18 protein-coding genes are annotated in these 19,816 nt (G+C 66.7%); 11 read left to right on the plus strand and 7 right to left on the minus strand.

Features of this window, described 5'->3' with window-relative positions; all coding sequences use genetic code 11:
• Nucleotides 1–140: 140 nt before the first annotated feature.
• Nucleotides 141–1,577, plus strand: coding sequence for a tRNA (N6-isopentenyl adenosine(37)-C2)-methylthiotransferase MiaB (gene miaB, locus WBN46_RS04000; RefSeq protein WP_337730380.1), 1,437 nt, complete (start codon nt 141–143; stop codon nt 1,575–1,577).
• A 9-nt stretch (nt 1,578–1,586) separates the two neighbouring features.
• Here miaB and WBN46_RS04005 read toward each other — a convergent pair whose 3' ends face one another.
• From WBN46_RS04005 to WBN46_RS04025, 5 genes are all read right to left on the minus strand, one after another.
• Nucleotides 1,587–2,018, minus strand: coding sequence for a hypothetical protein (locus WBN46_RS04005; protein ID WP_337730381.1), 432 nt, complete (start codon nt 2,016–2,018; stop codon nt 1,587–1,589).
• Between the two features lie 36 nt (nt 2,019–2,054).
• A complete protein-coding gene (locus WBN46_RS04010; protein WP_337730382.1) occupies nt 2,055–3,143 on the minus strand; it encodes an ABC transporter permease in 1,089 nt (362 codons plus the stop codon).
• Nucleotides 3,140–4,066: an ABC transporter ATP-binding protein gene (locus WBN46_RS04015; RefSeq protein ID WP_337730880.1), complete on the minus strand. Its 927-nt coding sequence runs from the start codon at nt 4,064–4,066 to the stop codon at nt 3,140–3,142. The genes WBN46_RS04010 and WBN46_RS04015 overlap by 4 nt, the downstream gene beginning before the upstream one ends.
• A gap of 106 nt (nt 4,067–4,172) precedes the next feature.
• Nucleotides 4,173–5,132, minus strand: a complete 960-nt coding sequence (locus WBN46_RS04020; protein WP_337730383.1) for an HlyD family efflux transporter periplasmic adaptor subunit — start codon at nt 5,130–5,132, stop codon at nt 4,173–4,175.
• Nucleotides 5,122–5,841, minus strand: a complete 720-nt coding sequence (locus WBN46_RS04025) for a TetR/AcrR family transcriptional regulator (protein ID WP_337730384.1) — start codon at nt 5,839–5,841, stop codon at nt 5,122–5,124. Before WBN46_RS04025 ends, WBN46_RS04020 begins: the two co-directional genes overlap by 11 nt.
• Before the next feature lie 100 nt (nt 5,842–5,941).
• Here WBN46_RS04025 and WBN46_RS04030 point away from each other — a divergent pair, with 100 nt between their 5' ends.
• The 10 genes from WBN46_RS04030 to WBN46_RS04075 all read left to right on the plus strand — a co-directional run bounded on the left by WBN46_RS04030 (nt 5,942) and on the right by WBN46_RS04075 (nt 16,229).
• Nucleotides 5,942–6,286: a hypothetical protein gene (locus WBN46_RS04030; RefSeq protein ID WP_337730385.1), complete on the plus strand. Its 345-nt coding sequence runs from the start codon at nt 5,942–5,944 to the stop codon at nt 6,284–6,286.
• A 30-nt stretch (nt 6,287–6,316) separates the two neighbouring features.
• Nucleotides 6,317–7,300: a PhoH family protein gene (locus WBN46_RS04035; RefSeq protein ID WP_337730386.1), complete on the plus strand. Its 984-nt coding sequence runs from the start codon at nt 6,317–6,319 to the stop codon at nt 7,298–7,300.
• A gap of 24 nt (nt 7,301–7,324) precedes the next feature.
• Nucleotides 7,325–7,813, plus strand: a complete 489-nt coding sequence (gene ybeY / locus WBN46_RS04040; protein ID WP_192200446.1) for an rRNA maturation RNase YbeY — start codon at nt 7,325–7,327, stop codon at nt 7,811–7,813.
• A 4-nt stretch (nt 7,814–7,817) separates the two neighbouring features.
• Nucleotides 7,818–8,408: a hypothetical protein gene (locus tag WBN46_RS04045; protein WP_337730387.1), complete on the plus strand. Its 591-nt coding sequence runs from the start codon at nt 7,818–7,820 to the stop codon at nt 8,406–8,408.
• Nucleotides 8,409–8,446: 38 nt separating this feature from the next.
• Nucleotides 8,447–9,322: a transporter associated domain-containing protein gene (locus WBN46_RS04050; RefSeq protein WP_337730388.1), complete on the plus strand. Its 876-nt coding sequence runs from the start codon at nt 8,447–8,449 to the stop codon at nt 9,320–9,322.
• Nucleotides 9,315–10,493, plus strand: a complete 1,179-nt coding sequence (locus WBN46_RS04055; RefSeq protein WP_337730389.1) for a DUF4105 domain-containing protein — start codon at nt 9,315–9,317, stop codon at nt 10,491–10,493. Before WBN46_RS04050 ends, WBN46_RS04055 begins: the two co-directional genes overlap by 8 nt.
• A gap of 45 nt (nt 10,494–10,538) precedes the next feature.
• Nucleotides 10,539–12,566 (plus strand): glycoside hydrolase family 97 protein, encoded by a 2,028-nt coding sequence (locus WBN46_RS04060; RefSeq protein ID WP_337730390.1) that lies wholly within the window; start codon nt 10,539–10,541, stop codon nt 12,564–12,566.
• A 221-nt stretch (nt 12,567–12,787) separates the two neighbouring features.
• Nucleotides 12,788–13,801, plus strand: coding sequence for a magnesium and cobalt transport protein CorA (locus WBN46_RS04065; RefSeq protein ID WP_337730391.1), 1,014 nt, complete (start codon nt 12,788–12,790; stop codon nt 13,799–13,801).
• 112 nt (nt 13,802–13,913) lie between these two features.
• Nucleotides 13,914–16,001: a carbon starvation CstA family protein gene (locus WBN46_RS04070; RefSeq protein ID WP_337730392.1), complete on the plus strand. Its 2,088-nt coding sequence runs from the start codon at nt 13,914–13,916 to the stop codon at nt 15,999–16,001.
• A gap of 3 nt (nt 16,002–16,004) precedes the next feature.
• A complete protein-coding gene (locus WBN46_RS04075) occupies nt 16,005–16,229 on the plus strand; it encodes a CstA-like transporter-associated (seleno)protein (protein WP_062351234.1) in 225 nt (74 codons plus the stop codon).
• 142 nt (nt 16,230–16,371) lie between these two features.
• Here WBN46_RS04075 and WBN46_RS04080 read toward each other — a convergent pair whose 3' ends face one another.
• Nucleotides 16,372–17,634, minus strand: coding sequence for a DUF819 family protein (locus WBN46_RS04080; RefSeq protein WP_337730393.1), 1,263 nt, complete (start codon nt 17,632–17,634; stop codon nt 16,372–16,374).
• A 62-nt stretch (nt 17,635–17,696) separates the two neighbouring features.
• Nucleotides 17,697–19,763: a S9 family peptidase gene (locus WBN46_RS04085; RefSeq protein ID WP_337730394.1), complete on the minus strand. Its 2,067-nt coding sequence runs from the start codon at nt 19,761–19,763 to the stop codon at nt 17,697–17,699.
• Nucleotides 19,764–19,816 lie beyond the last annotated feature (53 nt).

The following is a 19,816-nucleotide window of genomic DNA, read 5'->3' on the forward strand; positions in this document are numbered from 1 at the left end:
TCGGAGTTCCGACTGCCGGGCGCCGGCCCCTTCATGCCACGCTGTTACCCGCTATCAACGCCAGCGGGGACGGGGACCGGCCGTCGCGCAGCGCGTAAACTACGCGCCCCCTGCCCGCCCACCCGACTGGATTAAGCGCCATGACCGGGACGCAAGCCCCCGCACTGCCGACCACGGCCGCCCCTGCCGTGACCGACCCCGCCCTCGTTCCGTTGCCCACCGGTCGCCCCCGTGCACCCGAGCAGGTCAAGGGCAAGCTCTACATCAAGACCCACGGGTGCCAGATGAACGAGTACGACTCGGCCAAGATGGCCGACGTGCTCGCCGCGTCCGACGGCCTGGAGCTGACCGACAACCCCGAAGAAGCCGACGTGGTGCTGGTCAACACCTGCTCCATCCGCGAGAAAGCGCAGGAGAAGGTCTTCAGCCAGCTCGGCCGCTGGAAGGCACTCAAGGCCGGTGGCCGTGACGTCATCATCGGCGTGGGCGGCTGCGTGGCTTCGCAGGAAGGCGAAGCCATCGTCAAGCGCGCACCGTACGTGGACCTGGTCTTCGGGCCGCAGACCCTGCACCGCCTGCCGGAACTGATCCGCGCCCGCCGCGAGCAGAACAGGCCGCAGGTCGACATCAGCTTCCCCGAGATCGAGAAGTTCGACCGCATGCCCGAGCCGCGCGCCGAAGGCCCGTCGGCGTTCGTGTCGATCATGGAAGGCTGCTCGAAGTACTGCTCGTTCTGCGTGGTGCCCTACACCCGCGGTACCGAGGTCAGCCGGCCGTTCGAGGACGTGCTGGTGGAAGTGGCGCAGCTGGCCGCGCAGGGCGTGCGCGAGATCAATCTGCTCGGCCAGAACGTCAACGCGTATCGCGGTCCCTATGGTGATGGCGAGGTCGCCGACCTCGGCCTGTTGATCCGCACGATCGCCGAGATCGACGGCATCGGCCGCATCCGCTTCACCACCTCGCACCCACTGGAATTCAGCGACTCGCTGGTGGATGCGTATCGCGACGTGCCGCAGCTGGCCAACTTCCTGCACCTGCCGGTGCAGGCCGGCAGCGACCGCGTGCTGTCGGCGATGAAGCGCGGCTACACCGCGCTCGAGTTCAAGCAGAAGATCCGCAAGCTGCGCGCGGTGCGGCCGGACATCTCGATCAGCTCGGACTTCATCGTTGGCTTCCCCGGCGAGACCGATGCGGATTTCGAGAAGACGATAAAGCTGATCGAGGACGTGGGCTTCGACCAGAGCTTCTCCTTCATCTACTCGCGCCGCCCGGGCACGCCGGCCGCGGACCTGGAAGACGACACGCCCGACGCCGTGAAGCACGCGCGCCTGGACCGCCTGCAGCAGCAGATCAACGCCTACGCCGCGGGGATCTCGCAGCGCATGGTGGGCACGGTGCAACCGGTACTGGTGGAAGGCCCATCGAAGAAGAATCCGAACGAGCTGACCGGCAAGACCGAGAACATGCGCTCGGTGAACTTCCCCGGCCACCCGCGGCTGATCGGGCAGTTCGTGGACGTGACGATCACCGAGGCGCTGGCCAACTCGCTGCGCGGACGCGTCGCGGGCACCGACTGAGGCGCCGGATCAGCCGACAGCGGGCAACGGCATGCCTTCGCGCTCGTTGTCCCAGATCATGTGGATGATCTTCCAGCCCTGTTCGCCCTTGTAGAGCTGGATGCTGTTGATCCCGCGCCGCTCGGGCACGGCATCGCCCGGGGCGTGGCGTGCCTCGTAGGCGCTCCAGACATGGGCGATGTTGCCGAACACGCGGATCTCCCGCGCGGTCTCGACCTCGAAGAAATCCACCTTCGCCAGCAGCGCATCGGCGTTGGTCCGGTACTCCGCCAGCGAGAACGACAGGCGCCAGGGCTTTCCCTGCGCATCCACGCCGGTACGGATCTGCCGGCAGTCGGGATGGAAGACCGCATCCTGTGTCGACCAATCGCGCGGACCCGCCGGTCCCGAGATCATCGCGTACATGGCGTCCACCGCCGCGCCGATCGCTGCTTCGTCCATCGTCTGCCCCGCTGTCCCGGAAGAAGCGCCAGCCTATCAGTCCAGCCGCTTGCGGAACCGCAGGATCGCCGCCGTCATCATCACCGAGGTGAACCCCAGCAGCGCCAGCACGTCGGGCCACAGTTCGGACAGCCCCGCGCCGCGCAACATCACGCCGCGGATCAGGCGCAGGAAGTGCGTCAGCGGCAAGGCTTCGGCGATCCACTGCACGACCTTCGGCATCCCGGCAAAGGGGAACATGAAGCCGGACAGCAGGATCGACGGCAGGAAGATGAAGAACGTCATCTGCATGGCCTGGAACTGCGACTGCGCGCCCGTGGAGATCAGCAGGCCCAGCGCCAGGTTCGCCACGATCAACAGGCACGCCGCAAGGTACGCATGCAGGAGGCTTCCACCCAACGGCACGTCGAACAGCCACATGCCGAGTGCCAACACCACCGTGGTCTGCACCAGGCCGATGGCCACGTACGGCAGCACCTTGCCGATCATCAGCTCGGCACTGCTGACCGGCGTGGCGATCAGCAGCTCCATGTTGCCGCGCTCGCGTTCGCGCACGATGGCCACGGCCGTGAACAGCACCATGGTCATGGTCAGGATCACCCCGATCAGACCGGGCACGATGTTGACCGCCGATCGACGCTGCGGGTTGTAGAAGCCCGTCACGCTGACCGTCCGCGTCGCGAGCGGCCCGCTGCTGACGCCATCGAGAGGCATCTGCGCCAGCTGCGCGGCCGCGCTCTGCACTGCGTTGTCGCTGCCATCGACGAGGATCTGGACCGCCTCGCGCCCATCGGCGCGGCGGCGTTCGTAGTCGGGCGGGATGACCACGCCGATGCTGATCTCCCCCCGGCGCATGGCATCGACCAGTTCCTGCGGCGTGGCGACTTCCAGGGCCGGGCTGACCACGCCGGTGGCGACGATGTCCATCACCAGCGCACGCGAGGCGGACGTCCGCGCCTGGTCGGCGAAGCCGGCGGACAGGTCGCGCAGGTTGGTATTGATGGCGTAGCCGAACAGCAGCAACTGCATGACCGGGATACCGACGATCATCGCCAGCGTGATGCGGTCGCGGCGCATCTGTCGCAGTTCCTTGACCATCACCGCCATCAGGCGACGGAGTTTCATGCGGCCTCCTCGCGAGCCGGCTGCGCGCGCGTGGCGGACACGAAGACGTCCTCCAGGTTGGCCTGCGATGCCGACACGCCCGCTTCGATGCCCGCCGCACGCAATGCGGCATCGACGCGCGCCGCGGCGTCGCCGTTGTCCGCCAGCAACACACGCAGCACGTTGCCGATCTGCGCCACGCTGACCACGCCCGCAATCCCCAGCAGCACCGCCTTCGCCTTCCGCGGCTGCGCAGCATCCACCACCAGGGTACGGCCCGCGAGTTCGCCCGTCAGCGTATCGGGCGTGCCATCGGCGACCAGCACGCCCCGGTCGAGGATGGCGATTCGATGGCAGCGTTCGGCTTCGTCCATGTAGTGCGTGGACACCAGCAGCGTAGTGCCTGCATCGGCGAGCTCGAACAGCTTCTCCCAGAAATCGCGGCGCGATTCCGGGTCCACCGCGCTGGTCGGCTCGTCGAGGAACAGCAGCTCCGGCTCGTGGATCACCGCTCCCGCCAATGCAAGACGCTGCTTCTGCCCCCCGCTCATCGTGCCCGCAAGTTGTTTCTGCCGGTCATGGAAGTGGTACTGCTCGACCAGGTCGTCGATCCGCTTCCGCGCCCGTGCTCGCGGGATGTCCTGCACGGCAGCCAGGAATTCCAGGTTCTCGCGCACTGTCAGGTCCTCGAACAGCGAGAACTTCTGGGTCATGTAGCCGATGCGCGTGCGCAGTTGCTCGGCCTGCTCCGGGATGCGCAGGCCCAGCACGTCGATCTCGCCTGCACTGGGCGTCAGCAGGCCGCACAACATGCGGATGGTGGTGGACTTGCCGGAACCGTTCGGGCCAAGGAAGCCGTAGACGTTGCGTCGCGGCACATCGAGATCGACATCGTTCACCGCGACCAGGGCGCCGAAGCGTTTGGTCAGCCCGCGGACGCGGATCGCGAGATCGTCCCGCTCCCGTGGCAGCGGCTCCAGCACCGACCGCACGCCGTCAGCATCGAGCGTCGGTGCGGAAGTCCCTCCTGCGGCGATTGCGGGTGCCGGGTCAGTTCGCTTCATCGGACACCACCTGCAGCGGCGCACCCACTGGCAGATCGGCGGCATCCTTGCCCAGGCTGATTTCCGCCAGATAGCTCAACCGCTCGGCGTCCTGGCCGGTCAGCGCAAAGTACGGGGTGAAGCTGGGTTCGCTGCGGATCATGCGCATGCGGCCGGCATACGTCTTCTCCTGTCCGTCCAGCCGCACCTGCACGGTGTCGCCAACCTTCAACCGGTTGCGCAGGGCCTGCGGCAGGTAGACGCGCGCATAGGGCGCCTCGCCCACCAGCATCACCGCCAGCGGTGCGCCGACCGGCGCCTGGTCGCCGAGCTTGTACGGCAGGCTGTCGATACGGCCCGCGCGCGGCGCCACGATGTTGAGCTTCTCCAGCGTCACCGCCTGCACACTGGCCTGCGCTTCGGCCGACGCGACGGCGGCCTCGCCCTGCGCCACTTGCTCGGTGCGCGTGCCGCGCTCCAGCTCCAGCAACGCGGCCTGTGCCAGCCGGACCTGGGCCTGCGCGCTCTGCGACGCGGCGCGTGCACGGTCCACCTCGGAGGCGGCGACCAGACGCTGGCGGCCCAGCGGCTGCAAGCGCGCGTAATAGGCATCCGCATCGCGGGCCTGCGCCTGCGCAGCGGCCAGGCTGGCGCGCGCCTGTGCAATGGCTTCGCTGCGCGGACCGGCGCGCAGTTCCGCCAGCGCCCCGCGGCTCTGCGCGGCCTGCGCCTGCGCGGCCGCCAGTTGCGACTGGGTGCGGGTCAATTCCAGTTGCAGCAGGGGCGCACCGGCGGCCACCTGCTGTCCTTCGCGCACGTCGACGCGCACGATCCTTTCCGCCACCGGCGACGGCAGCGTCACCCGGTCCCATTCCAGCGTGCCCAGGGCCTCGGGCGTGTCGGCGGCGCATCCCGCCAGCATCAGGATCGCGGCCGCCAGTGCGACGCGTTGCAGGTCATTTCGCATGGTCCAGCTCCAGTCCACGGTCCAGCAGCACCAGCGTGTGCCGGCGCAGGTCGTTGAAATCGATGTCGTCGGCGCCGAACAACTGGCGCCAGATCGGTGCGCTGGCCATCGGAAACATGGTCAACCCGATCAGCGACACCATCAGCAGGCGAGGATCCAGGTCAGGGTTGAGCTGTCCGGCCTGCTGCGCGGCGGCGAAGCGGCCGGCCATCATCTTCGGCAGCATCGGACCGACCTGGCTGATCATCATGTCGCGCAGCGCGCCGCCCTCGCAGAGGATCTCGCGCACCCACAACGTCGGCAGCCAGGGGTGCTGCGCAACCACGCCGCCGATGCCGTGCACGAAGCCGGCGACCAGTCCGGCCACGTCCCCCTCGCCCGCGTCCACTACGGGCGCGCGCATCTGCGCCACGACCGGCAGCAGACGTTCGGCCACCACGGCCTGCTGCAGCTGCGCCTTGTCGCCGAAGTAGTAGTGCACCAGCGCGGGGGTGACGCTGGCTTCCGTCGCAATGTCACGCAGCGAACTCGCGGCGATGCCCTTCCTGACGAAGCACGTCAACGCGGCGTCGAGCAGCGTGGCGCGCAGATCGGCCACCTCGGCCGTGGGACGGCGGCCAGGGCTGCGCTTGCGGGGCGAGGCGGCCTTCTTCGACGGCGCCTTCGCCGTGCCGTCGGCATTCTGTTCGGGATGCTTGAGAGATGTCATGCGCCTATTTAATTTTCGAATTAATTAAATTTCAAGCCCCCTCCGACGAGCGGCATGCGGTGGCCGCTGCCCTGACGCCGGGTTACCCTGCCTGCCCGCCTTGAGTCCGCCAGGAATCGCCGCCATTTCCCCTGACAGCCCGCGCCTGTGGGTGTTCACCCTGGAAGCCCGTCCCCTGCCCGACAGCCCTGATTTCGTCGAGGCCGGCGGGGCGTTCGTGACCTGCTACCTGCGCCCGGGCTTTACGCCAGACCCCATGCGCCGCGCCGTCGAGTTCGTCCGCGAGCAGGGCTGGGAGGTCATCGCGGTGGAAGACGAGCCCCTGCAGATCGAACGCCACGACGCTCCGGAAGCCGAACACTTCGACCAGGCCCTCGTCGATGACGAGGTCTACGTCTTCCACCAATGGCCGGTGGACGACGCGGGCGACCAGACGCGCCACTAACCGTTATTGCCACGAGTATTCCCCCGCCCCATGACTGCCCCCAGCAAGCACGAATTCACCCTGCAACCCGAGAACGTCGAACGCCTCGCAAACCTGGCCGGCCCGTTCGACGCGCACCTGCGCCAGATCGAACTGCGCCTGGGCGTGGAGATCGCCAACCGCGGCGCCATCTTCCGTGTCACCGGGCCGGAGAAGTCCGTCGCCGCCACGGAGAAGCTGCTGCATGCGCTGTATGAGGAAGCGGCCAGCGAGACGTTCGACAGCGAGGCCATCCACCTGCGGCTCAACGCCGCCAACGTGGATCGCGTGGCGGAAGAGGACTACCTGCCCCAGGACGTGGCCATCAAGGTCAAGCGGGGCACCGTGCGTGGCCGTGGCGCCAACCAGGCGAAATACCTGCACGCCATCGCCACGCACGACATCAATTTCGGCATCGGCCCGGCCGGTACCGGCAAGACGTTCCTGGCCGTCGCCAGCGCGGTGGAAGCGCTCAACGAATCGCGCGTGCAACGCCTGATCCTGGTGCGCCCGGCGGTGGAGGCCGGCGAGAAGCTCGGCTTCCTGCCCGGCGACCTGACCCAGAAGGTCGACCCCTACCTGCGCCCGCTGTACGACGCGCTGTACGAGATGCTGGGCGTGGAGAAGGTGGTCAAGCTGCTGGAGAAGAACGTCATCGAGATCGCACCGCTGGCCTACATGCGTGGCCGCACGCTCAACGATGCCTTCGTCATCCTCGACGAAGCACAGAACACCACCATCGAACAGATGAAGATGTTCCTGACCCGCATCGGGTACGGCAGCACCGCCGTCGTCACCGGTGACCTGACCCAGATCGACCTGCCCAAGCACCAGAAATCCGGCCTGAAGGATGCGCTGGACGTCCTGCGTGGCGTGGACGGCATCTCGTTCAACTTCTTCACCAGCCGCGACGTGGTGCGTCATCCGCTGGTGGCGAAGATCGTGCGGGCTTACGATGCACGCGATGGCAAGGATGCCGAGACCGGCCCTGCCTGATCCCCTCCGTCGACCGCGATCGCCATGACCCAAGGCCCCGTCCGCCTCGAAGTCTCCGTGAATTACGCCCTGCCGCGCACCGGCATCCCTTCGGCAGTCAGTTTCCGCAAGTGGGTGGCAGCGGCGTTGAAAGGCCGCATCCGCGAAGCGGATCTGGCCATCCGCATCGTCGACAGCAAGGAAGGCCGCGCGCTGAACCGGCACTATCGCGGTCGCGACTACGCGACCAACGTGCTGAGCTTCCCGGCCGAGATGGCCGAAGGCGTCAAGTTGCCCAAGGGCGTCAAGATGCCCTTGCTGGGCGACCTGGTGATCTGCGCACCGGTCGTGGCGCGCGAAGCGAAGGAGCAGAAGAAGCCGCTGGCAGCGCATTACGCGCACATGACCGTGCACGGCGCATTGCACCTGCTGGGCTGGGACCACGAGGACGACAAGGAAGCCGAGTGCATGGAACAGCTGGAGCGCGAGATCCTCGCCGAACTCGGCATCGCCGATCCTTACGCGGAAGACTGACCGCATGCTGCGCACCCTGCTGTTCGTGCCGACGTTGGCACTGGTCCTCTCCTCCCCTGCCGCCGCGCAGGACGCCCCGCCAGACCTGCCCGCACTGATCGAGTGCCGGAGCGACATCACCCGGTTGACCGCGCTTGCACCCGCGCTGGAGGACCCGCTGAAGGCGGTCGCGCTGGGGTGGCAGCCGCTGCCGCAGGCGAACATGTTCATGACCGAATACCGGCTGGCCAGGCCGATCCGCGTCTTCGGGCACGACACAGACCACATCGCGTTCTCCGGCGGCGGCGTGATCGCGCTGCTCGACCTGCCCGATCCCCGGCCGCTGGCGCAGCAACTGGCGCTCGAAACCGCCATCGACACGCCGGCCAAGGCGATGTTCGGCAAGGAGCTGCGCAGCGAGGAAACCCGCGACGCCGCGACCGGCGAGCTGCTGATCGAATCGGCCGTATTGAACGTCAGCAACGTCGCCTCGCACCCCGGCAAGACACTGGTGGGCTGCAGTTACAGCCTGGACCTTCCGGAGGAAGCGCCCGCGGACGAAGCAGCACCGCCCGCCGGGGCCGCGCCGCCTGCGTCCGGCGCCCAACCGGGTTAGACTGGCCTCAACGCCCCGTGGGCGACCACTCCCCCGAGATGTCAGAAGACGACAGTACCTTCGCGCCGGACGGCTCCGACAAACCGTCGGAGAAACGGCGCTCCTGGCTGGACCGCCTCAGTTCGGCGTTCTCCGGCGAACCCAGCACACGCGACGACCTGGTGGCCATCCTGCGCGATGCGCAGTCCGACGGCCTGATCGGCGGCGATACCCTGAAGATGATGGAAGGCGCCATCGCCGTCGCCGACCTCACCGTGGGCGATGTCATGGTGCCGCGCGCGCAGATGGTTTCGTTGCCCGTGGAGGCACGCTTCCTCGACCTGATGAAAGAAGTGGTCGAATCCGGCCACTCGCGCTTCCCGGTACACGGCGACGACAAGGACGAGATCCTCGGCATCCTGCTGGCCAAGGACCTGCTGCGCGGCGTGGTGGCCGACAACGGGCCCGGCAGCGTGCGCGAACTGCTGCGCCCCGCCGTGCTGATCCCCGAATCGAAGAAGCTCAACCTGCTGCTGAAGGAATTCCGCCTGTCGCGCAACCACATGGCGATCGTCGTCGACGAGTACGGCGGCGTGGCCGGCCTGGTGACCATCGAGGACGTGCTGGAACAGATCGTCGGCGAGATCGACGACGAACACGATGAAGCCGAGGATGGCGCCGCGCTGATCGCCGCGCAGGCCGATGGCCAGTTCGTGGTGGATGCGCTCACGCCCATCGCCGACTTCAACGAGCGTTTCGGCGCGGATTTCCCCGACGACGAATACGACACCGTCGGCGGCCTCATCACCGCCGCGATAGGCCACCTGCCGGAGACCGGCGAGGAGCTCACGCTCGGGCGCTTCATGTTCCGGGTCGCCCGGGCCGATGCGCGCCGCGTACATGCCTTCCATGTCGGGGTGCTCGCCGATGCGTAGCGTGGCTGCACGCCTGGCGCTGCTGGGCGTGCTGTGGCTGCTGGCCGTGACGGCGTGGGCCGCCCCGCGGATCGGCGTGGCGACGATGCAGCCGGGCGAGGTGTTCTTCGAACGCTTCGGCCACAACGCCATCGTGGTGGTCGATCCCGCCAGCGGCGACGCGATCTCGTACAACTTCGGCTTCTTCGATCCGGGCGAGTCAGACTTCGTCGGCAATTTCGCCCGCGGCCACATGATGTACTACCTCATGGCGCTGCCGTTCGAGCAGGATCTCCTGCAGTACCGCGACAGCGGCCGCGGCGTCTCGCTGCAATGGCTGGACCTGGCGCCGGCGCAGGCGCAGGCACTGGCCGACGCGCTGGTCGAACGGGCCAGGCCGGAGAATGCGCGCTACCGCTACGACTACTTCACCTCCAACTGCTCCACGCAGGTGCGGGACGCCCTCGATGCTGCGCTCGGCGGCACGCTGAAGTCGCAGCTCGCCGGCCGTTCGCGCGGCAATACGCTTCGCAGTGAAGCGGTGCGGCTGGCGTCGCCGGCAACATGGATGTGGCTGGGCTTCGACGTGGGCCTGGGACCCTCGGCCGACAAACCGATGTCGCGCTGGGAAGAGGCCTATGTCCCCATGCGGCTGGCCGACAGCCTGCGCGAAGCGAAGAACAGTGCAGGCCGACCCCTGGTGCAGTCGGAAATGCAGTTGCTGCCGCACCGTATCGCCCCGGAGCCGGCGGAAACGCCACGGCGATGGCTGCCCTGGCTCGGCGCGGGTGTCGTGGCGGCGTTGCTGATCGGCTTCGCCGGCCGCCGCTGGCCGCGTGCCACCGCCGCCGCTGCGTTGCCGTTCTGGCTGCTGTGTTTCATGGCCGGCGGTGTTCTGGTCTACCTGTGGGGATTCACCGACCACTGGGCCGCATGGGCGAACCGCAACCTGTTGCTGCTGAACCCCCTCTGCGTGCTGCTGATTCCCGGCGCAGTTTCCGTGCTGCGCCGCCGCACGCCACCTGCCTGGTTCGGCTGGCTGATCTGTGCCATCGCGGGCGGTGCGCTGGTCGCCTGGTTCCTGCACTGGCTGCCGTTGCGCCTGCAGTACAACCAGCCATGGATCGCGCTGCTGCTGCCGGTGCATCTCGCGCTTGCATACGTATTCATGCCGCGACGCTTGTCGCGCTGAGCCCCGCCACGCACGATGCGGCCCTCTGCACATCGCGAGGGTCGCATGCTCCGTTATCTCTTTCCGCTAGTCGTCCTGCTCACCGTCGGCGCGGACGTCGCGCATGCAGCCCCGGGGCCTCGCGTCGCATCGCCTGATGGCTCCATCGTGGTGGAACTGTCCACCGACAACGACGGCCGCCCCGCCTACGCCGTGTCGCGCAAGGGACAGCCGGTCATCTCGTCGTCGCGGCTCGGCTTCCTGCTGCGGGATGCGCCGAAGTTCGAGCGCAACATCGAGATCGTGCAGCCGCGCACGCGCACCTTCGACGAGACCTGGGAACAGCCGTGGGGCGAACGCCGCTTCATCCGCAACCACTACAACGAGCTGACCGTCACGCTGAAGGAGAAGGCCAAGCCCTTCCGCAGCTTCGACGTGGTATTCCGCGTATTCGACGATGGCGTGGGCTTCCGCTACCGCTTCCCGAAGCAGGCGGGGCTTGAGCAGGTGAAGATCAGCGAGGAGCTGACCGAGTTCGCCCTCGCACGCGATGCCACGGCATGGTGGATTCCCGCCGGCGAATGGAACCGCGAAGAGTATCTGTACCACCGCACGCCCCTGCGGCAGGTCGGCGATGCGCAGACACCGATCACCTTCAAATTCGAGGACGGCACCCATCTGTCGATCCACGAAGCCGCGCTTGTCGACTACAGCGGCATGAACCTGACCCGCGTCGAGGACCGCAAGCTGAAGGCCGACCTCACGCCCGGCATCGGCGAAGGCAAGGTGGTGCGCGCGGCACCGTTCGATACCCCATGGCGCACCCTGCTGCTGAGCGATGACGCCGCCGGCCTGGCCATGTCCAGCCTCACCCTCAACCTCAACGAGCCGAACGCGCTGGGCGACGTGTCGTGGGTGAAGCCGATGAAGTACGTCGGCGTGTGGTGGGAGATGCACCTGGAGCTGAAGAGCTGGGCTTCCGGGCCGAAGCACGGTGCCACCAACGAGAACGTCCGCAAGCACATCGACTTCGCCGCGAAGCACGGCTTCGGCGGCGTGCTGGTGGAAGGCTGGAACGTGGGCTGGGACGGGGACTGGTTCGGCAACGGCGAGGACTTCAGCTTCACCAGGTCGTATCCGGATTTCGATCTGCCCGCGCTGTCGGCGTACGCGAAATCGAAGGGCGTGGTGCTGATCGGCCACCATGAGACGTCGGGCAACGCCGCGCACTACGAAACGCAGCTGGCTGATGCGTTCGATCTGTACGAGCGCGTGGGCGTGCCGGCGGTGAAGACCGGCTACGTGGCCGATGCCAGCCAGGCCAAGGTCACCGGCGCCGATGGCAAGCGCCACTACGCCTGGCACGAAGGCCAGGACATGGCGCGCCACCATTTGAAGGTGGTGACCGAAGCGGCGAAGCACCACATCGCGGTCAACCCGCACGAGCCGATCAAGGACAGCGGCCTGCGTCGCACCTATCCCAACTGGATCACCCGCGAGGGCGCGCGCGGCATGGAGTTCAGCGCGTGGGGCCAGCCCGGCAATCCGCCGGAGCACGAAGCCAACCTGGTGTTCACCCGCCTTCTCGCCGGCCCGATGGACTACACCCCGGGCATCTTCGGCATGAAGACGCGCTCCACCGACGGCATCGCCACCACCTGGGCCAAGCAGCTGTCGCTGTACGTGGTGATCTACAGCCCGTTGCAGATGGCGGCCGACCTGCTGGAGAACTACGAGAAGAACCCGGCACCGTTCCAGTTCATCAAGGACGTGCCGGTGGACTGGGAGGATACGCGCGTGCTGAACGGCGAAGTCGGCGACTACGTGACCATCGCGCGCAAGGAACGCGGCGGCGACAACTGGTACCTGGGTGCGCTCACTGACGAAGACGGCCGCACGCTGGACGTGCCCCTGTCGTTCCTCGACGAAGGCCGCCGCTACACGGCGCAGATCTACCGCGATGGCGACAAGGCGAACTGGAAGACCGCCCCCCAGGACATCGTGATCGAGGAGCGCAGCGTGACGCGTGGCGACACGCTGACGCTCAAGCTGGCGCCGGGCGGCGGGCAGGCGATCCGGTTCGTGGCGCGCTGACCCCTGACGCTTCTGTAGGAGCGACGCGAGTCGCGACCGCGAGAACAAAGCCGCCAAGCTCCTCACGAAGAACGGATCCTGCGGACGAGGCTCCAACTCACACCCGCAGGATCCGTGTCCGCCCCCCGTCCATGGAGTGTCGTTGCGAGGGTCGCGACTCACGCCGCTCCTACAGGGAGCCGGGCTTGCCGCAACGGCGTGCGTGGCGCACGATCCACGCCATGAACGATCTCGCCGCCATCGATACGAAACCCGCCCTGCCCCAGTGCGTCATCAACTGCGTGGTCTACGACCAGGGCGGCAAGCGGCGCGACATCGGCCTGGACGAGATCAGCGATGTACTCGCGGTCGATGATGGCAGCTTCATCTGGGTGGGCCTGTACGAGCCAGCCGATACGATCCTGGAGAAACTCCAGGAGGAATTCTGCCTGCACGACCTGGCCGTCGAGGATGCGCAGAACGCGCACCAGCGCCCCAAGCTGGAAGCCTATGGGAACTCGCTGTTCGTGGCCGTGCACACCGCGCAGGTCGTCGACGACCGCATCCGCTTCGGCGAGACGCATGCCTTCCTCGGCCCCCGCTACCTGGTGACCGTGCGCCATGGCGCCTCGCTGTCGTACGCGCCGGTGCGCGAGCGCGTGCAGCGCGAAGCCGACCTGCTGGCGCTGGGTCCGTCGTATGGCCTGTATGCGGTGCTGGACTACATCGTCGACAACTATCGCCCCATCATCGATCAGTTCAAGCAGACCCTGGACACGCTGGAGAAGGACATCTTCGCCGACACCTACCGGCGCGGCACGGTGGTGAAGCTGTACGACCTGAAGCGCGAACTGACCCAGATGCGGCTGGCGGTGGCACCGCTGCAGGATGTACTGGCGCAGCTGACCCGCTCGCAGAGTCCGCTGATCCCTGAAGAAGTGCGTCTCTACTTCCGCGACGTGCAGGACCACGTGCTGCGCGTGAACGAGTACACCGACACGCTGCGCGAGATGCTGACCACCGCGCTGAGCGTCAACCTGTCGCTGGTGACGCTGGCGCAGGGCGAGACGGTCAAGCGCCTCGGTGCGTGGGCGGCCCTGCTCGCGGCCCCTACGCTGATCACCAGCTGGTACGGCATGAACTTCGAGCACATGCCCGAACTGGGCGGACGCTTCGCCTATCCGATCCTGATCGCGGGAGTCGCGCTGGCCTGCTTCGGCCTGTACCGCCTGTTCAAGCGCTCGCGCTGGCTCTGACCGCAGTACGCCGTCGCACTGCGACCAAAGTCGAACCCTGAATCCGGGATTACGGATTGACCGGCTTCCCGCATGGGGGGACCCTTGGCGGGACTTGTCGGAGGGTTGCCGAATGAACGGTTTTTCCAAGATCGGCTGGGCGGCGCTCGCGCTGCTTGGTGCGGTGTGTCTGGGTGTGGTGGCGTTGCGCCAGGGCGAGCAGATAAGCGCGCTGTGGATCGTCGTGGCGGCGGTGTCCATCTACCTGGTCGCCTATCGCTACTACAGCCTGTACATCGCCAAGAACGTGATGGGGCTGGATCCGCGCCGGGCAACCCCCGCGCACTTGAACAATGACGGCCTGGACTACGTGCCCACCAACAAGCACGTGTTGTTCGGCCACCACTTCGCCGCCATCGCGGGCGCTGGCCCGCTGGTGGGCCCGGTGCTCGCCGCGCAGATGGGCTACCTGCCCGGCATGCTGTGGCTGATCGCGGGCGTGGTACTGGCGGGCGCGGTACAGGACTTCATGGTCCTGTTCATCTCCAGCCGCCGCAACGGCCGTTCGCTCGGGGATCTGGTCCGTGAGGAAATGGGCCAGGTGGCCGGCACGATCGCGCTGTTCGGTGCGTTCCTGATCATGATCATCATCCTCGCGGTGCTGGCGATGATCGTGGTGAAGGCGCTGGCCGAAAGCCCGTGGGGCATGTTCACGGTGATCGCGACGATGCCCATCGCGATCCTCATGGGCATCTACATGCGCTACATCCGTCCCGGCAAGATCGGCGAGATCTCGGTGGTAGGCATCATCCTGCTGCTGCTGGCCATCTGGTTCGGTGGCAAGGTCGGCGCGCATCCCACCTGGGGTCCCGCCTTCACCTTCACCGGCACCCAGATCACCTGGATGCTGATCGGTTATGGCTTCGTCGCCGCCGTGCTGCCCGTGTGGCTGCTGCTGGCACCGCGCGATTACCTGTCGACCTTCCTCAAGATCGGCGTGATCGTGGCGCTGGCGATCGGCATCGTCATCGCCAGCCCGGAAGTGACCTCGCTGAAGATGCCGGCGCTGACGCAGTTCGCCAGCACCGGCGACGGCCCGGTGTGGAAGGGCGGCCTGTTCCCGTTCCTGTTCATCACCATCGCCTGCGGCGCAGTGTCGGGCTTCCACGCGCTGATCGCTTCGGGCACCACGCCCAAGCTGCTCGCCAATGAAACCCACGCGCGCTACATCGGCTACGGCGGCATGCTGATGGAATCGTTCGTCGCCATCATGGCGCTGGTCGCGGCCTCCATCATCGAGCCCGGCGTGTACTTCGCCATGAACAGCCCGGCCGCCGCCATCGGCACCACGGCGGTGGACGTGGCCGCGAAGGTCAGCAGTTGGGGCTTCCTGGTGACGCCCGAGATGCTGGAACAGACGGCACACAACATCGGCGAAGGCACCATCATTTCGCGTGCCGGCGGCGCACCGACGCTGGCGGTCGGCATCGCGGTGATCCTGCACGACGCGCTGCCCGGCGGCGACGCGATGATGGCGTTCTGGTACCACTTCGCCATCCTGTTCGAAGCCTTGTTCATCCTTACGGCGGTGGATGCCGGCACCCGCGCGGGCCGCTTCATGCTGCAGGACCTGCTGGGCAACTTCATCCCGCCGCTGCGCAGGACGGATTCCTGGGGGGCGAACGTCATCGGCACGGCAGGCTGCGTCGCACTGTGGGGCTACTTCCTGTACCAGGGCGTGGTCGATCCGCTGGGCGGCATCAACACGCTGTGGCCGCTGTTCGGCATCGCCAACCAGATGCTCGCCGGCATCGCGCTGATGCTGTGCACGGTGGTGCTGTTCAAGATGAAGCGCGACCGCTACGCCTGGGTCACCGTCGTTCCGGCGATCTGGCTGCTGATCTGCACGACCTATGCCGGCCTGATCAAGATCTTCGACAGCAATCCCGCGGTCGGCTTCGTGGCGCAGGCGAAGAAGTACCAGGCCGCCATCGCCGACGGCCAGTTGCTCGGCGCGGCGAAGAGCATGAGCCAGATGCACCAGGTAGTGGTGAACAGCTACGTCAACACCGGCCTGACCATCCTGTTCCTGTTCGTGGTGTTCAGCGTGCTGGTCTATGCGATCAAGGGCATCCTGAAGGCGCGCGCCAGCAGCGAGCGAAGCGATCGCGAGACGCCGTTCGTCGCACTGAGCGAAGAGCAGCAGAAGGCCTGGCTGTAGGCCATGGGCACGGAACTCGTCCCGCTCTCGCACTTCGCCACGCACAAGCGTGTGTGGCGGAGGCTGGTGCAGACGGCACGGCTGTGCTGCGGCGTGCCCGACTACGACAACTATGTCCGGCACATCCTGGAGAAGCATCCCGACCGCGAGCCGATGGATTACAAGACCTTCTTCCGCGAACGGCAGGAGGCCAGGTTCGGAGGAAAGAGCGGGTTCCGCTGCTGCTGAGGCAGCGTGACCTGAAAGAAACAAAAAGGGCGAAGCCGATGGCTTCGCCCTTTTTCATTCTGGCCTTCCTGTAGGGGCGACGTAAGTCGCGACCGGAAAGATCAGCGTCGCGACTTACGTCGCTCCTACAGGGTTTCCGTGGTCAGCCCTGCCCCGCCATACCGCGCAACACCACGCCGACGACGTAAGCCGCCACGGTACCGGTCGCATAACCCAGCGCACCCAGCAGTGCACCCACCGGCGCCAGTGACGGATGGAACACCGTGGCCACCACGGGCGCCGAGGCTGGCCCACCGATGTTGCTCTGCGACCCCATCGCGAAATAGAAGAACGGCACGCGCAGCAGCTTGGCCAGCAGCAGCAACAGAACGATGTGGACCAGGATCCAGATCAGGCCCAACGCCAGCAGCCAGGGCTTGTCGGCCAGCGAGCCGATGTCCATCTGCATGCCGATGCACGCGATAAGGATGTACAGGAACAGCGCGCCGATCTTCGATGCGCCCGCGCCATCCAGCGTGCGCGCACGGGTCAGGCTCAGGCCGAGGCCAACGAACGTCGACAGCACCACGACCCATACGAAAGGCTCGTGCAGGCTGACCTGCTTCGCCCACGACACGTTCTGCGCGAACCACGACGAGGCCGGCCCGGCGATGGCATGCGACAGGCCCACGGTGCCGAAGGCGATACCCAGGATGACCATCAGGTCCGGCAGCGTGGTCACCCGCTCGTGCTGCTTCTGGTAGTGGGCCAGCCGCTGCTTGAGGTCTTCGATCGCGCGCGTGTCCGCGCCGGTGCGTGCATCGATCGCCTGCGCGCGGTTGGCCAGGAAGATCAGCACCGCCATCCACACGTAACCCACGCTGACATCCACCACGACGAACTGGCCGAACGTGGTCTCGTCCACGGCGAAAACTTCCTTCATCGCGAGCATGTTGGCGCCGCCGCCGATCCAGCTGCCCGCCAGTGCCGCCATGCCGCCCCAGGTATCGCCAGCGACGGTTTCGGGATGGATCACACCCATCAGCCAGAACGCGACCCACGCGCCCAGCATCACGCTGATCGACGCACCGGCATACATCGCCAGCAGTTTCGGACCGAGCTTCAGCACGCCCTTCAGGTCGATGGTCAGCGTCAGCAGCACCAGAGCGGCAGGCAGCAGCACGCGACTGGCCACGGGGTTGTAGAGCTTGCTCGCGTTGCCGTCGATCAGGTCGATGCTGTTGTAGATGCCGGGAATGAAATAGCACAGCAGCAGCGCCGGGACGTAGGTATAGAACTTCTTGAAGACGCCGGTGTCCCGCGAGGACGTCCAGAAGATGATGCCCAGCGTGGCGGCGATCAGGCCGAACAGGACGATGTCGTTCTGGATCAGCGCGGTGGAGGGTTCGGTGGCTGCGATCGCCATCGGCGTCGTTCTCCTTCAGGTAAAGAAAAAGGGCCGGCGTGACCGGCCCTTTCGCAAGGCGCTCAGCGGCCGATGTGCTGCTTCAGCCAGGCGTTGACGGTGTCGTGCCACAGGATGCTGTTCTGCGGCTTGAGCACCCAGTGGTTCTCGTCCGGGAAGTACAGCAGCTTGGAGTCGATGCCCTTGCGCTGCAGGGCGGTGAACGTGGACAGGCCCTGGTCCACCGGCACGCGGTAGTCCTTCTCGCCCTGCACCACCAGCATCGGCACGCGCCACTTGGCCACGTGGTTGACCGGATTGAACTTCTCGACGTTCTTCGGCACGTCGTACGGCGTGCCGCCGTTCTCCCACTCGGTGAACCACAATTCCTCTGTCACGTAGCCCATCGAACGGATGTCGAACACGCCGTCGTGGTTGACCAGGCACTTCCACGGCTCGTTCCAGTTGCCGGCGATCCAGTTGATCATGTAGCCGCCATAGCTGGCCCCGAGCGCGCACGCATTCTTGCCATCAAGGAAGGCGTACTGCTTCTGCGCCGCCGCCCAGCCCTTCTGCAGGTCTTCCAGCGGCCGATCGCCCCAATGCTGGCTGATCGCGTCGGTGAAGGCCTGGCCGTAGCCGGTCGAACCGTGAAAATCGATCATCACCACGGCGTAGCCCTGGCCGGCATAGGTCTGCGGATTCCAGCGATAGCTCCAGCCGTTGCCGAAGCTGCCCTGTGGGCCGCCATGGATCAGGAACGCCACCGGGTACTTCTTCCCTTCGACGTAATCGTGCGGCTTGACCACGTAGCCGTGCACGGTCTCGTTGTTCCAGCCCTTGAAGTTGAACTGTTCGAAGTCGCCGAAGCTGACGTCGCCCAAGGCTTCCTGCGCGCTCGGCGTGATCGCGCGCAGCGGTGCGCCCGAGAGCGTCGTGGTGAACAGCTGGTCGCCGCTCTTCAGCGTGTTGCGGGTGAGCGCCAGGGTGTCGCCCGCGATGTCGAAGGCGGAGATGCTGCCTTCGCCGACGACCGACTTCACCGAACCGCTCGCCACATCGACGGAAAACAACGGATGCTGGCCCACGTCCTGTGCGGTGGTGTAGATCGTCGCACCATCCTTCGACAGCACGATGCCGTCGGCGGAACGGTCCCACGTCGGCGCGATCTCGCGCACCTGCTTCGTGGCGAGATCCATCGCCATCAGCCCAAAGCGGTCGGCTTCGAAGCCGGGCCGCTTCATCGCGCGGTAGTAGAGGGTCTTGCCGTCGGCGCTGAACATCGGACCGGTGTCCCACGCCGGATTCGCGGCAGTCAGGTTGACCGGTGCCGTGCTGCCATCGGCGGCGAACTGGTACAGATCGAAGTTGGTGGACCAGGCTTCGCCCTTGCCTGCGACGCGGATCGCGGCGACGACGGCGCTGCCGTCGGGTGACCAGGTGTACTCGTCGGCGCCGCCAAACGGCTTGGACGGCGCATCGCCATCGATCGTGTCCGTGAGCGAGGTGGCGGTGGCGGCCGGCTTGGCCTTGCCTTCCGGCAATGCGGCCACGAACAGGCGGCTGCGGCGGCCGTCGGCCCAAGTGTCCCAGTGGCGGACGAACAGGCCGTCGTAGACCACGCCGGTGCTCTTGCGCGCGGCGGTGTCGTCGAGCTTCTTCTTCGTACAGGCGAAATCGGCCTTGCACTCGGCGAAGGTATCGGTGCTGAAGAGCACGCGCGTTCCATCGGGCGAGAGTTTGTAACCGGCTACGTCGAGAGCGAAGGCCGTCAGCTGCTTCGGCGTGCCGCCGCCGGCCGGCATCGCGTACAACTGCTGTGTGCCGGACTTCGCGCTCAGGAAGTAGACAGTCCTCCCATCCGGGGAGAACGACGGCGAGTTAGCGCTCCAGCCTTCCGGTGTCAGCCGCTTGGGCGGCGCCATGTCGCGGGTCAGCAAGTTGCGGACCCACAGGCTGCTGCTGGCCTTGACCACCTCGGCATCGACGGTGCGCTTGGCAAATACGACGGTGCCGCCGTCCGGCGACAGCACGGGCGAGGACACGCGGTCCAGCTTCTGCAGGTCGCGCACGTCCAGGCCGCGGGCTGTAGCCAGTGACGGCAGCGCCGCCAGCAGGCAAAGGGGCAACAGGGCGGATTTCAGCTTCATCCGGGGCTCCGGCAACAGGGAAACCCCGATGGTAGGCGCTAAGCGCGCCGGGG

Origin of the sequence: Pseudoxanthomonas sp. CCNWLW251 (assembly GCF_037402255.1) — a bacterium.
Classification (GTDB): Bacteria; Pseudomonadota; Gammaproteobacteria; order Xanthomonadales; family Xanthomonadaceae; genus Pseudoxanthomonas_A.